Origin of the sequence: Paenarthrobacter nicotinovorans (assembly GCF_007670255.1) — a bacterium.
GTDB lineage: Bacteria > Actinomycetota > Actinomycetes > Actinomycetales > Micrococcaceae > Arthrobacter > Arthrobacter nicotinovorans_B.
The window spans coordinates 48,602-61,664 of sequence record NZ_SZVS01000016.1 but is presented as its reverse complement, the minus strand read 5'-3'; the positions used below and the strand labels follow the sequence as shown (position 1 = coordinate 61,664).

General features: G+C 63.2%; 15 protein-coding genes. 5 read left to right on the top strand and 10 right to left on the bottom strand.

What is annotated here, in order from left to right; all coding sequences use genetic code 11:
• The first annotated feature begins 399 nt into the window (after window positions 1-399).
• The 5 genes from FDP28_RS19400 (at window position 400) to FDP28_RS20905 (ending at window position 4,018) form a co-directional block, all read left to right on the top strand.
• Entirely contained in the window at window positions 400-1,626 is a 1,227-nt protein-coding gene (locus FDP28_RS19400; protein WP_144663239.1) for an IS110 family RNA-guided transposase, read from the top strand.
• Window positions 1,627-1,800: 174 nt separating this feature from the next.
• Window positions 1,801-2,217 carry a hypothetical protein gene (locus tag FDP28_RS19395; protein ID WP_144663238.1) on the top strand — a complete coding sequence of 139 codons (417 nt, stop codon included), beginning with the start codon at window positions 1,801-1,803 and terminating at the stop codon, window positions 2,215-2,217.
• 145 nt (window positions 2,218-2,362) lie between these two features.
• A complete protein-coding gene (locus FDP28_RS19390; RefSeq protein WP_144663237.1) occupies window positions 2,363-2,773 on the top strand; it encodes a four-helix bundle copper-binding protein in 411 nt (136 codons plus the stop codon).
• A gap of 79 nt (window positions 2,774-2,852) precedes the next feature.
• The gene (locus tag FDP28_RS19385) at window positions 2,853-3,446 is read left to right on the top strand and encodes a DUF305 domain-containing protein (protein ID WP_260842546.1); all 594 of its coding nucleotides are present in this window, start codon (window positions 2,853-2,855) and stop codon (window positions 3,444-3,446) included.
• A 266-nt stretch (window positions 3,447-3,712) separates the two neighbouring features.
• A complete protein-coding gene (locus tag FDP28_RS20905; protein WP_260842545.1) occupies window positions 3,713-4,018 on the top strand; it encodes a hypothetical protein in 306 nt (101 codons plus the stop codon).
• Between the two features lie 1,384 nt (window positions 4,019-5,402).
• On the opposite strand, the gene FDP28_RS19370 is transcribed toward FDP28_RS20905, so the two are convergent.
• From FDP28_RS19370 to FDP28_RS19325, 10 genes are all read right to left on the bottom strand, one after another.
• Window positions 5,403-5,783 (bottom strand): thioredoxin family protein, encoded by a 381-nt coding sequence (locus tag FDP28_RS19370; RefSeq protein WP_260842544.1) that lies wholly within the window; start codon window positions 5,781-5,783, stop codon window positions 5,403-5,405.
• Window positions 5,784-5,792: 9 nt separating this feature from the next.
• Complete coding sequence (locus tag FDP28_RS19365) at window positions 5,793-6,407, bottom strand: copper resistance CopC family protein (RefSeq protein WP_144663236.1); 615 nt, start codon at window positions 6,405-6,407, stop codon at window positions 5,793-5,795.
• Window positions 6,408-6,426: 19 nt separating this feature from the next.
• A complete protein-coding gene (locus FDP28_RS19360) occupies window positions 6,427-7,119 on the bottom strand; it encodes a DsbA family protein (protein ID WP_144663235.1) in 693 nt (230 codons plus the stop codon).
• Window positions 7,119-7,256 carry a hypothetical protein gene (locus FDP28_RS19355; protein ID WP_397321069.1) on the bottom strand — a complete coding sequence of 46 codons (138 nt, stop codon included), beginning with the start codon at window positions 7,254-7,256 and terminating at the stop codon, window positions 7,119-7,121. The genes FDP28_RS19360 and FDP28_RS19355 overlap by 1 nt, the downstream gene beginning before the upstream one ends.
• A gap of 240 nt (window positions 7,257-7,496) precedes the next feature.
• The gene (locus FDP28_RS19350; RefSeq protein WP_144663234.1) at window positions 7,497-8,096 is read right to left on the bottom strand and encodes a cadmium resistance transporter; all 600 of its coding nucleotides are present in this window, start codon (window positions 8,094-8,096) and stop codon (window positions 7,497-7,499) included.
• Window positions 8,097-8,146: 50 nt separating this feature from the next.
• The gene (locus FDP28_RS19345; protein ID WP_144663233.1) at window positions 8,147-8,896 is read right to left on the bottom strand and encodes a cytochrome c biogenesis CcdA family protein; all 750 of its coding nucleotides are present in this window, start codon (window positions 8,894-8,896) and stop codon (window positions 8,147-8,149) included.
• On the bottom strand, window positions 8,893-9,402 hold the full coding sequence (gene lspA / locus FDP28_RS19340; protein WP_144663232.1) for a signal peptidase II: 510 nt from the start codon (window positions 9,400-9,402) through the stop codon (window positions 8,893-8,895). Before lspA ends, FDP28_RS19345 begins: the two co-directional genes overlap by 4 nt.
• Window positions 9,399-11,351, bottom strand: a complete 1,953-nt coding sequence (locus FDP28_RS19335) for a heavy metal translocating P-type ATPase (protein WP_144663231.1) — start codon at window positions 11,349-11,351, stop codon at window positions 9,399-9,401. The genes lspA and FDP28_RS19335 overlap by 4 nt, the downstream gene beginning before the upstream one ends.
• A complete protein-coding gene (locus tag FDP28_RS19330) occupies window positions 11,348-11,722 on the bottom strand; it encodes an ArsR/SmtB family transcription factor (RefSeq protein ID WP_144663230.1) in 375 nt (124 codons plus the stop codon). The genes FDP28_RS19335 and FDP28_RS19330 overlap by 4 nt, the downstream gene beginning before the upstream one ends.
• 95 nt (window positions 11,723-11,817) lie before the next feature.
• Window positions 11,818-13,056 carry a cytochrome P450 gene (locus tag FDP28_RS19325; RefSeq protein WP_260842543.1) on the bottom strand — a complete coding sequence of 413 codons (1,239 nt, stop codon included), beginning with the start codon at window positions 13,054-13,056 and terminating at the stop codon, window positions 11,818-11,820.
• Window positions 13,057-13,063: the final 7 nt, after the last annotated feature.

Genomic DNA, 13,063 nt, shown 5'->3' with positions numbered 1-13,063 from the left:
AGCCCCGGGAAGAGCCCCACCACCTGGTCACCTGGAAGCCGCTTAACTACGAATTAGGAGCGCCGTCGAAGAATTCCGGTGCCGCAGGGCCCCGGAGCTTGCGGAGGGGTCAGGAGCTTGAGCCGGAGCGGAACCGTATGATCCGCCAGGACAGCCACGAAAAACGGTAATACTGGAAAAGTCCTTGAGCCGGCGTGGCCCACCCAAAAACTGACGTGCCTGCCGGCACTGTCTTTCCGACGATCTGTCAGCCGGCTCAAGGTCCGTCAAAGGGTGTCGAGCCAGGCGGGCATGACCTCATAGGAGCCTGATACGACCAGTCCCATTACCGTTTTGTCTGCCCACCTGGACCGCGCCCGATCAATCAGCATTCGACGCGACTGAGGGGCAATTTCCATCTTGGCAAGCGAACCAACGAAAGTCATTGCGGGTATCGACACCCACGCCGACACGCACCACGTGGCCGTCATCAACGAACACGGCAAACCCCTCGCGGACAAGGAATTCCTCGCCGTGGGATCCGGATACCGGAAAATCCTCGACTTCATCACCTCCTACGGCACGGTCATCGCCGTTGGGGTCGAAGGAACAGGATCCTACGGCGCCGAGCTCGCCAGGACCCTTCGGGGTGAAGGGCTCACCGTGCTGGAGGTAAACCGCCCGAACAGGGCCGCCCGGCGACTCAAGGGAAAGTCCGACCCACTGGATGCCTACCAGGCCGCCAAGTCGGTACTCGAGGGACGGACGAAGGCGATCCCGAAGGCCAAGGACGGCCCCGTCGAATGCCTGCGCATCCTACGTTCCGGGCGGGCATCAGCCCTCAAGGCACGGACCGCGGCCATCAACCAGATCAAGGCACTCCTCGTATCGTCCCCGAACAAAATCAGGGCCAAGTATCGGGAGCTCCCCACTGCCGCCTTGATCGCCGCGTTACACCGAACCAGGCCTTCGGGACACCTAGCTGACCCCGAGTACGTGACCCTACTGACCCTGAAAACGTTGGCGGCCCGCTGCCAAGCGCTGGGAGCAGAAATCGACGCTGCGGACGCCGCACTCAAGGAAATCCTCGACAGCTACGCTCCGATGCTCTGCGATCTCCCAGGAGTCGGGACCGAGGTCGCCAGCCAGCTGCTAATCACCGTTGGAGACAACCCGGACCGCCTGCGGAACGAAGCCCAATTCGCGTCACTCGCCGGGGTCGCGCCCGTACCGGCGTCATCAGGAAAGACCACACGTCACCGGCTCAGCAGAGGCGGCGACCGCAGCGCCAACAACGCCTTGCATCAGGTAGTCCTGGTTCGCATGGCCTCCTGCCAACGGACCAAGGACTACGTGGCCAAACGTACCGCTGAGGGTAAAGGGAAGCGCGAAATAATGCGCTGCCTCAAACGCTACGCAGCACGCGAAATTTACCGCCAGATCACCAACCCCCGACCGGCGCCCGACAACTCCGACCTCCGCCAAATGCGGACTGAACTCGGGATCACCATCACGACCGTGGCCGGCGAACTCGGCCAATGGGTTTCCATCATTTCGCGACTGGAACGCGGGCACATCCGGAAGGATGACCTGGCAGAAACCTACCGGCAATGGCTAATGGACCAATCTGCAGCGCCGAACGTCTAAAACAACCAGACGAACCAGTAGCGGAACAGCCTGCCGAAACACCCTCAACACTGGTAAGTATGCTGATCATTCACTAGGGTTGAAGGAGACTTTAGACCGGCAGGACCGGAGGGATGATCTATTTCAGCATCAGCAGCTGTCAGCACTCACCCCGGCACACGAACGCTGTGCGGGGTGCTGATCGTGGTGCTGTTGCTGGTCTTCTCGTTCAGCCTTTGCGCGGCGCTTTGCATGTTGATGGAGCACCCAAAGGCCATGGGAATGAGTTCCTCTCAGACGATCACCGCCGTCGTCGAGGCCCATCAACTCACCACTTCAGCTCAAGACACTGCTTCAACGGCAAAGGCTGTCACCGCACCATCTGACCTGCCGGAGCCGCAGCGTGCCTGCTGCAGCGATCAGCACGGGACCGAAGCGGTGATTGCCCAGCCCCTCCGACTTCTGCCCGAGAACGTGGCCGCGGCTTCTGCACCGATCGAAGCGAGGGAACCTCAGCCGAGTCACGTCCCGCCTGGCTGGTTTGACCCGGCCTTGGAACGACTCGATCACCTCAGACCGTCTTTGACGGTCCTATCGATCAGCAGGACGTAAATCCCCCTACAGCGATGACCCGAACATGACCCAATCAGCGGTGTGTAGCCGGCTGAAGAAACCCGGGGCCGCCCCAAGCAAGACCCGACAAATCGCTACACAGCAGTGGTAACGGCCTGCTGTATCTATACAGGGAGATAAGACAATGACGCATCACGTGACCGCCATGCTCGCAACCTACCCCAAGGACCTGGGCGGCGTGGACAAGGAAAAACTCGCCGAGTGCATCCAGGCATGCTTCGAATGCGCACAGACCTGCACGGCCTGCGCCGATGCCTGCCTCAGTGAAGACATGGTTGCCGAGCTGACCAAATGTGTTCGCACCAATATCGACTGCGCCGATATCTGCACGACAACAGGCAACGTCCTGTCCCGGCACACCGGGTATGACGCCAACATCACCCGGGCAGTCCTGGAAGCATGCCGCACCGCCTGCAAGGCATGCGCGGATGAATGTGAACGCCACGCCCAAATGCATGAGCACTGCAAGATCTGCGCCGAAGCCTGCCGCCGCTGTGAAACAGCGTGCCACGAACTACTCTCCTCGCTGGGCTAGTCGCCCCGCCTACGCCTTGGCGCCCCTTCCCGCCCCGGATTTGTGTAGGGAAGGGGCCACGCACATGAAGGAAACTCACATGAGTACCCCGCAAAACCAGCCAGACTCCCCTCGCGTTAGCGCCGCCGGGCACGAGCAGCAGCAACCCAGCCACCAACACCGAGAATCAGAAACTCACAACAGCGGCCCACGCGCCGGAAACGACAAAAGCGGTCACCACTCATCCAGGATGTATCTCAAATTCGCCCTGATACTGCTGATCAGCCTGGCGTTGATGTGGGTCCTGTCGATGTCAATGATCCGCTCAATCGACCACTTCTACTTCAACCTGAGCAACTTTTGGATGGCGCTGCTGATGGTCTCCGCCATGGCCATCGTCATGATCATCGGCATGTGGTCCATGTTCAAGAACAGAAAAGCCAACGTCGCTATGCTGGTCGGTTTCGCCGTGCTCTTCGGCGCCGTGTTCGCACTGGGCCGCACAGAAACCTTCGTCGGCAACGAACAGTTCCTCAAATCCATGATCCCCCATCATTCCCGGGCACTGCTCGTCTGCGAGGAATCGAACATCACCGACCCGGAAATCATCACCCTCTGCGACTCCATCGTGAAATCTCAGCAAGAAGAAATCACACAGATGAAGGCGATCCTCGAAAGGTACAAGTCAGACTGACGCCGACCGCTACGCCAATTTTGACGACTATAGGAGCATCGTCGTAGACACGACAGGTGATGACGGGCAGGAGCCCTGCGACTAACCGGCAGCACCCAACAGCCGGCCACGGAGCGAAGCGGAGAGGACGCCCGTTCTGGGTCCCGAAAAGCCAGGGAACCGGCATCCTCTTGCGGTGCCGCGCAGGTTGGTACGGTGGAAACGTCTCGCCGGAGGCGCCCCCATGTTGCCGGCGGGACGACCTCTTGGATAGGAAGACATCGACTGTGGGACTAAGAAGCCTTTTCACCAGGCGCGCCACATCGTCATCAACGCGTTCCCCTGCACCGGCCCCTGTCCAAGCCCGGGCACCTGAGCCGCTGACCCGTGAGCAGATGGCGGACCTCGAGGTGGCCCGGGTTGAGTTCCTTCGCGTTGCCGAAGAGGCTGGCCTAAAGTCCTTTCATGCCTGCAGCCGTGACGGGAGCCGCTGGCAAGATGACGCTGAGTCCGTCCGTGCCATGACAGTTCTCGTCAAAGAGGCTCAGCATGCGGAAGAATCCATTCCGGAGCGTCGGGAACAGGACCGGTAGCGCTGGCCTTTTAGGGCTTCACCGCGCGGCCGTGGAGCTGGAGAGGCGGGGGCTTGGTCCTGAAGGCTGCCCCTTCCGTCGCGGCTTATCCGCTTCAGGGCGTAATTGATGAGCCGACGTTTCGACGGTGCTCGTCCTCTCGCTTGGGATTACCCCAATGGGGCGCCGTAACTCCGTCGGAATGGTGGAAGGCAAGATTATTATTTCATCGGGTTAGCTGCCGGTGAGGATCGTCAGGATTTTTGAAGCTGCTAAGTCACGACGCCAATTCTCCGTACACTATGAAAGCTCAACTTGTGAGAGACGGAAAAAGTTTTGTCTCACGTTATTGAGTGCCGGGAAAATTTTGAGTGGCGTAACTGGATGCCTAATCATGTGGCACTGTGATTATTTTTTCTGGTAAAAATTGATTACACGATTACAGGATTGCGATACTGTATAGGAGTACAGCGTAGCCACGTGAGAGTGTGAACAGTCTTACTGTAGAGCGGTTCTTGTGGATGAAAGACCGCGTGGCGGCCCAGCTCCAACTGGACCACCACGCTCTTGATGGGCTTAGCCGATCAAGTCTTTCACTGCGCTAGCGAGTACAACCGCAGCCGTGCAGACGCCGAGTGCCTTCCTAAGCAAATCAAGGCGTCGCACGGTTGCTCGCGTTTTAGCCAGCTCCTGATTGACATTTCTGCAGATCAGCCCACCTCCTTTCAGCCAGGCCCCCTATAAATGTGAGGGGCGCTCATGCCTCAAAGGACGTTGAGGTATGTAAAGCATAATCCCAATCGGGGCTTCTTGAAAACACTCAGAAATGCAATCTCAATTCCCATACGGGAACATTCTTGGCAATCCAGACCAAATATGGACGTCGTTCTTGTCGGTCCGGTCCGGGTCGAGCCATTCGGCGAGCCGGTCTTTCGGGATGATGACCGGGGGCCGATCATGGACGTGTCCAGGGCGTCCTGCGTGGTTGTGGTGAGGACGGCGCAGGACAGGAGCCACCGTTCGGGGTCGTCCTCGGGCAGGGCCGGGTCCGGCAAGAACTCGTACAGGCCGGCGAAGCCCAGCAGGAGCGGCTTTCGGAGAAGAGGTAGTTGGGGATCTTCTTCCCGTCCTCGGTCTTCTGTCATTGGTAGTAGCCCTCGGCGGGGTTATCCGGTAGTTCCGGCAACGCGCCGTGTATTTCCGCTGTTTTCACCGTTGAAGACGGATCTTTAACGGTGGGCGGTGTGTGATTTCGAGGGACTGGTGTCGTGCTCAGCTCGACATCGGTGGGCGCAAGGCAACCCAGAACGCACATCTGCGGCAGATATATGCAGGTTCGGCTCCGAGGGCGTGAAGTTTCTCCCGCTTCAGGGATCGGCCGCAGCAGGAGCATCGGAATTCCGGGTCAGATGTCATGATGCCTCAGCATCTCAATGATCTGGTTGGTGGTCGGGGCTCCGGAGAGTCCGTCTGGTGTTTGATAGACCCGGCAGCTGAGTTCACTGGCGGGTCTCCCGTCGGGGAAGATGTCGGTTCCGTTTGCTGCGATCGTGGGTGACCCGGCGAAGCAGGTTCCGGCTGTGTCAGCTGGGGACACGATCAGTCGCAGCTGGACAGGAATGTCTGATCGGCCCAGGGCGGATAGGGCATCTTCCACGTGTTTTAGGGTGATCATCGTGTTGGGGCAGTCATCGATGTGGAACACGTCAATGTTCACGGGGGCATACCTCCCATCATGTGCGGTCGTAGGGTCCGGGGCCTTGCGGTCGGGATGATCAGTGCTCATGGTCATTCCTTATCGTTCGTTCCGGCGGGACTTTTGGGAAAAGAAGAACCCGGCGGCAACGATCAGGACCACGGCGGCGGCCAGGGCCGCGACTATTGGGCCGTTGCTGTCATCGGGGCGGGCGCTGTCAGCAGCGGCTGGCTGTGTGGCCTGCGTCTGCGTGGCCGAGGCTGCCGGTTGGCTCGCTTGCGGTGTGGCTGCGGCAACGGGGGTGGGGTCCTGGACGGTGAAGGAGTAGCTTCCTTCGACGGGGTGACCGTCGGAGGAGACCGCCCGCCAGAGAACTGTGTAGGGCCCGTTCGCGCCCTTGGTCACGGTTGTGGAGAGGGTTGCTCCGGAGACGGTGACCTTACCGTCGCTGATCGTTGCCCCGGTGCTGTCGGTGACCTTGATGACGGACGTGTTCAAGGACGCTGAGTCGGTCGGCGGCTCGGACAGGGTCAGGGAGACCCTGGACGGCGCGGTTGTGACCGTGGTGTCTTTCGCTGGTGTAGTGGAGGTCAGGGAGTCATGGGCCTGGGCCGGTGCTACGGCGAGAAACGGAAACAATGCTGCGGCTGCGAGGGCAAGGGCCAGGCGGATCCGGCGACCGGAGTTGCTGGTGGGCGTGGCGGGGAGGGACATAGTAGCTCCAGTACGGGGGTTATTTTGCGGCGTCGTCGAGGAGCTGGCGGAATTGCTCTTCGGTGTTCAGCGTGAGTTTCTTGCCGTTGAGGAAGAACGTGGGCGTGCCGGTGACGCCGAGGGCGGTGCCGTCGGTGACGTCCTGCCGGATGCGTTCCTTGGTTTTCTCGTCCGCGACTGCCGCGTCGTAGCGGGCCACGTCCAGGCCGAGGTCTTGGGCGTAGTTGCGGAACAGGGCGGCCTGGGAGTCTTGCTTTTCGCCCCATTCGGGTTGGGTTTGGAACATTTTGGCGACCATCTGTTCGTATTTGCCTTGCTGGGCCGCGGCTTCCACGGCCAGCGCCGCGGTGCCGGAATTCCGGTGCCCGGGCAGCGGGAAGTAGCGGTGGATGATGGTGATCCGGTCCCCGTATTCCTTTTTCAGTTCCTCCACAAGCGGGTAGGCGGCGCGGCAGGATTCGCATTCGAAGTCCAGGAATTCCACGAGCTGGGCCTTCTCGGTGGCGGGGGTGGTGATGCGGTGGCTGTCCTCCCGGACGAGCTGTCCCCCGCCAACGGGTGCCGCTGTGCTGGGGGTTGGTTTGGTTGCCGTGAAGACGGCGAACCAGATGGCCCCGGCGGCCACGACGGCGCCGATCAAGATCCATACGATGATGCGGACTTTTTTGGCGGTGTCGACGGCCGGGCGGGGTTTTGGTGGTGCTTGTGTCATCAGTGGTGGATGCTTTCCTGGTCGCGGTGGGCGGCGGGTTCGATCTGGAAGGTTGAATGCTCGATGGCCACGTCGAAGTGTTCGGCGACGCAGGCCTGCAGGTCCGCGAGGATGGTGGCCGAACGTCCGTCGGGCATGCTGTGGTCCTGCCCGGTCACGTGGGCGGAGAGAACAGGGTTCCCGAAGCGTCAAGGGAGGCATGCAGGTCGATATACGGGGAACAGGTCCGTGCGTCGTCACATCTCTGCCAGCCGCTCCCATTGGTGTTGCAGGCGGCGCTGCCTTGTTTCAGCCGGGGCGTCGAGCAACAGCCCGAACGGTGCATCCTTCATGATTCCTCCTGGCCCTGGTACGGTTTCGTCCCGGCTCGTTGCTGCTTAAGCGCTGAACAGCCGGGGCAGGACACCGGAGCTGAGGAGTATGAACAGTCCCAACCCGATGAACACCGCAGGGACCAGCCAGTGTTCGACCCTTTCGAGGGTTTCGGTGACCTTCGGGTGCGTTCCCACAACGCGTCCCACTGCGCACCACACGGCGACCAGGATCAGGAATACCACGATGGTTACCACAGTGTCCTGCGGCGCCATGGTCCGGAAAATCGGGGTGTAGATGGCGATGTTGTCCGCGCCGTTGGCGATGGTGATACCGGCGACGCTGAGCAGGCCGACCGCGTTGATGGCACCTTCTTCCTCTTCTTCCCCGCGTTGGCGCAGGAAACGGATCAGGCCGATAACGCCGATCCCCAGAGGGACCAGGCCGAGCCAGCCCACCCATTCGTCCGGGACAAGAGTCAGCCCAAGGGCGGCCAGGATGCTGATGGCGACCAGGGTGATGAATCCCAGGTATTGCCCTCCGATGATCTCCCAGGGGCGGGGGCGGCCTTTCGCTGAGGCCAGGAACAGGACGGTCAAAACAACGATGTCGTCGATGTTGGTGGCGGCGAACATGGCTGCCGCGGCTGCGATGGTGCCAAGCATGTCGTGTACCTCTCAGTCGGTAGCGGCGGTCCGTAGGCGCGATTCGTTGATCAGATGGGTGTGGTGAAGGTTCCGATCAGGTTCTGCAGGCTCAGGATCCAGGTGGTCCAGACACCGGAGACCATCAGAATCCCGACCAGGACAAGGGTGGCTGCTCCTGCGAGATTGAAAGCTCTGATGTTTCGGCGGACGAACCCCAGGGTGCCGGTGACCCAGCCAAAACCCCGGGCGACCAGAAGAAAGGGGATGCCCAAGCCGATGCAGTATGCGAAGCCCAGCAGAGCCCCGCGCCAGGCCGATCCGGTGGTGGTGCTCAGGGCCAGGACAGCGCTGAGGGTCGGGCCGATGCAAGGGGTCCAGCCAAGCCCGAAGCCGATGCCCAGCAGCGGGGCTCCGGCCAGGCCGCTGTTCGGTTTCCAGGACAGTTTCGCCGTGCTCTGCAGGAACGGGATTTTCCCGGACAGGGCCACGCCCATCAGGATGACGACCACGCCCAGGATGCGGGTGATCAGGTCGCTCCAGCTCACGAGCCAGAGCCCGATGGTCCCGAACGCGGCACCGTACAGGGTGAAGACCGCGGCGAATCCGAGGATGAACAGCCCCACGCCGGCGGTGGTCCGCCGGCGTGCGGCTTTCTCATCGGTTCCGGCGAGACCGGAGACATAGCCCAGATAGCCCGGGAGCAGAGGAAGGACACAGGGTGAGATGAACGAGACCAGACCGGCAATAACGGCCAGGGGCACCGCCAGGAGCAGGGCTCCGGACTGCACGGCCTCGGCGAAGAATCCGCCCAGATTCACGCCTCCTTCTCCTGCCCCTTACCTGGAAGCAACATTCCCAGCACCAGGACGGCGACTCCCACGGTGACGAAGACGTCGGCGAGGTTGAACGTCGGGAACCATCCGCTGTGCAGATAGTCCACGACCCCGCGCCCGTCGAGCCGGTCAATGAAGTTCCCGAGGGCGCCGCCCGCAACAAGGATCCCGCCCGTGAAGGAAGTCGCGGACATCTTCGGGGCGCTGACCGTCAGCCAGGACAGCAACGCGGCGACGATGACCCCGGTTCCGGCCACGACAACTGCCGTGGGCAGGGAGGCGCCGAGGCTGAAGGCAACCCCTGTGTTGTACAGGAGCTTGATCGTCAGCAGCGGGGCCTCGATCACCTCTCCGCCGGAGAGGTTCGCTTCCGCCTGTGCCTTGATGATCAAGTCCGCTCCTGCCAGCAGGAGCGCGCCGGCCAGCAGCCCGCCCCGCCGCATCCACGGCCGGGACCGGGCGCTGTCCCGGACCGGTGTCGGGGTGCTCACCGGGCCGTTTCCAGGCTGGGGACGGTGTCCCGGGCGACCGGGATCGTGCCGTACTTGGTCACCTTGCCGGCGCGGACACCGTTGGCGATGACAACGATTTCGGCCAGTTCGTGGATCAGGACGACAGCCGCCAAGCCTAGAACGCCGAACAGCGCCAGCGGGATCAGCACCGCGATCAGGGCAAGGGACAGTCCCACGTTCTGGAACATGATGCGCCGGGTGCGGCGGGAGTGTTCCAGGACCTGGGGCAGGTGGTGCAGGTCCTCGCCCATCAGGGCGACGTCCGCGGTTTCGATGGCCACATCGGTGCCCATCGCGCCCATCGCGATGCCTGTGTCGGCCGTCGCGAGGGCCGGGGCGTCGTTCACGCCGTCACCGACCATGGCGGTCGGCTGCCGCCCTTTCAGGGTGCGGATGATCTCCGCCTTGTCTTCAGGGCGCAGGTCGGCATGGACTTCGGTGATGCCCGCTGCCTTGCCCAGGGCCTCGGCGGTGAGCCGGTTGTCCCCGGTGAGCATGGCGGTGGTGTAACCGGCACGGTTCAGCCGTTCAATGACTGCCTGAGCCTCGGGACGCAATTCGTCCCGGACCGCGATGGCACCAATAAGGACAGAGCGCTCCTCAACCAGGACCGCGGTCGCACCGCCGGCCTGCATCCGCCGGACGGTTTCCTTCAACTCGCCGGGGGCGATCCATCCGGGCCGGCCGAGCCGGGCACTGTGCCCGTCGATGCTTCCTTCAAGCCCGGCCCCCGGAACCGTGTCGAGGCCGGTGACGACGGCCCGGTCCGTGGTGGCGGCGAGGATGGCCCGGGCGAGCGGGTGTTCGCTGCGTTCCTCAAGGCCGGCGGCGACGGCCAGCACCCGCTCCCGGGTGGAGGAGGCGGTGGCGGCGACTTCGATGACGGCGGGCTTGTTGCGGGTCAGGGTCCCGGTCTTGTCCAGGGCAATGGTGCGGATCCTGCCGAGGGTTTCCAGGGCACCGCCGCCCTTGATCAGGACACCCATCCGGCTGGCAGCGCCAACAGCGGCGACCACGGTCACGGGCACGGAGATGGCAAGGGCACACGGTGAGGCTGCCACCAGAACCACCAGGGCACGTTCGATCCACAGGACCGGTTCGCCCACGATGAAACCGAAGACGGCTATGAGCGCCGCGGCGATCAGGATGCCCGGGACAAGCTTTTTGGCGATGGAGTCGGCCAGGCGCTGGCCAGGGCCCTTACGGGACTGCTCGGCCTCAACAATATGCACGATCCGGGCCAGGGAGTTGTTCTCCGCGGTGCTGGTGACCTCGACCTCCAGCGGGCCCGTGCCGTTGATGGATCCTGCGAACACGGCGCTTCCCGGCCCGGCCTCGACCGGGACTGATTCGCCGGTCAGGGCCGAGGTGTCCAGGGAGGTGCGCCCGGTCAGGACACGTCCGTCGGTGGCCAGACGCTCGCCCGGGCGCACGACCATGGTCTCACCCAGCACCAGCTCGGACGGGGAAACGGTAACTTCGGTTCCGTTGCGCAGCACCCTGGCCTCGGAAGGGACCAGATCCAGCAACGCCCGCAGCCCGCGCCGGGTCCGGGCGACCGAGTATTCCTCCAGCCCTTCGGAGATGGCATACAGGAAGGCCAGCATCGCCGCTTCCTCGATCTGGCCCAGGATGACCGCCCCGACCGCGGCGATCGTCATCAGCGTGCCCACACCGATCTTGCCCTTGGCGAGCCGGCGCAGGGTGGAGGGAACGAACGTCCACGCCGCGACCAGCAGCGCCGCAGCCTCCAGCGGCAGGGTGACCCACACGGGCGCGTGCAGCAGCGATGCAATCCATGCCACCAGCAGCAGAGCGCCGGAAACCGCGGCCGCGCGGACCTCGGTCACCTGCCAGAAGCCCCCGGCTTCTTCCTCGCCTTCTTCTGTTGCCGGCTTGTCATCGCCGCATCCACACGCGTCGCTCACAGTTCCTCCTCTTCGATGGTCGCGGCATCGCAGGAAGCGTCACCGTAGACCGGGCACAGGCTCACGGCATTGCCCGTGGCAGCCAGAAGAATTTCGGCCTGCGCCAGAACATCGATCAGTTCAGGACGGGTCAGGGAATAGAACACCTTTCGACCCTCGACCCGCCCAGTCACCAGACCGCAGTCCCGCAGACACGCCACATGCGCGGAGACCGTGGACTGCGCCAGACCCAGTACCTGGGTGAGGTCTCCAACCCGGGCCTCGCCCTGGGCGATGCGCTTCACGATGGCAAGCCGGGCCGGGTCGGCCAGGGAATGGAACAATGCGGCGGCCGGTTCCAACCGGGTGCCACCCTTCGTATCGATCGTCATATAGCGATGATATCCAAAAGTGCGGATATGTGCCAACCGCTGCCTCTCTTCTGCAGCGTTCGAACGGTCCCCCCGGTGCCGTGTCGGAGCAGGCGTCAGTGCGGTCCCGGGCGCCCGGAGAGGACGAAACCGCTGCGGGGCAGCGCGGGCATCCGGGTGAGGTCGATGCTCAGGTCCTGGGCAGGTACTGACATCCGGGTCTCCGCAGCCAGCGCCCTGATGGCCCGTCGGATCAGGTCCACGGTGATGTCCTCGCCGGGACAGCGGTGCCCGGCGGCAGGGTCGCCGGCGCCCTGCGCAACAAGGGTGTGGGGGTCCGGCAGCCAGGAGCGGAACCGGACAGGGTCGAAGCTCTCCGGATCCTTCCAGATGCGGGCGTCATGGTTCGTGCCGTACAGATCCAGCAGCACCCATTGACCCTTTTTGAAAGTCTGGCCCTTCCATTCCAGCGCTTCCCGGGCTGTGCCGCCGACAAAGGGGAAGAACGGGTAATACCGGCGGACTTCCTGTGCGAAACAGTCCAGGTCCGCGTCCTGGCCTGCGTGCAGGATGTCCTTCCATTCCGGGTACTGCTGCAGTGCCACGGCTGCAAAAACCATGAAGCGGCCGACAGCCACGATGGGCCGGAGCAGATTGAGAAGTTCAGCCGCCGCAGTGTCAACCGGAAGGGCGTTGCCGTGTTCGTCAGTGTGGAAGGCGATCGCAGCGGCAGGGGTATCCCTGGTCGCGTCCGGGCCGGACCGGCGGATGCTGTCAAGGCAGTCGGCGGCCCATTTTTCGGTTCCGCGGCGGCGCCACCGCGCATACCAGTTCCCCGGTCCCAGGGCGCCGGACTTTTCGATCATCAGGCTCAGTTCCCGGGCGCGGTGGCCCACTGCGGCCTGGCCTGCCGGAACTCCGGCCCATTCACAGGCAACCGCGGTGAGGATCCGGGGCAGCTCCTCATGGAGTACCACCGCACCCTTGCCCCGCCACCGCTCCACCGCCGCCTGCCATTCGGTGTCGAAGGCTTGCCCGAGACGGTCCACCGATTCCTTGTTCATCAGGTCAAGGAACAGCTGTTTCCGGTGCCGGTGGGCGGCCCCTTCCAGGGACTGCACGCTGCCGGCGTCCTGCAGCAGGTGCTGGGCGGAGCGGGGCATGGCCCCTTCCCGGCCGAACCGGCCACCACCATAGAAGAACTCGGCCGCCTCCGCACCGCGGAGGCAAATCACCGGGCGCAGCATCAGCCGCGTTCGGAACGCATCGACGCCGAACCGGTCGCACCGGCTCGAAATGAACGTGTATCCCTCACGCAGAAGAGCCAAAGAACCCTCAGGCAACTTCACTGTCATGCCGGTC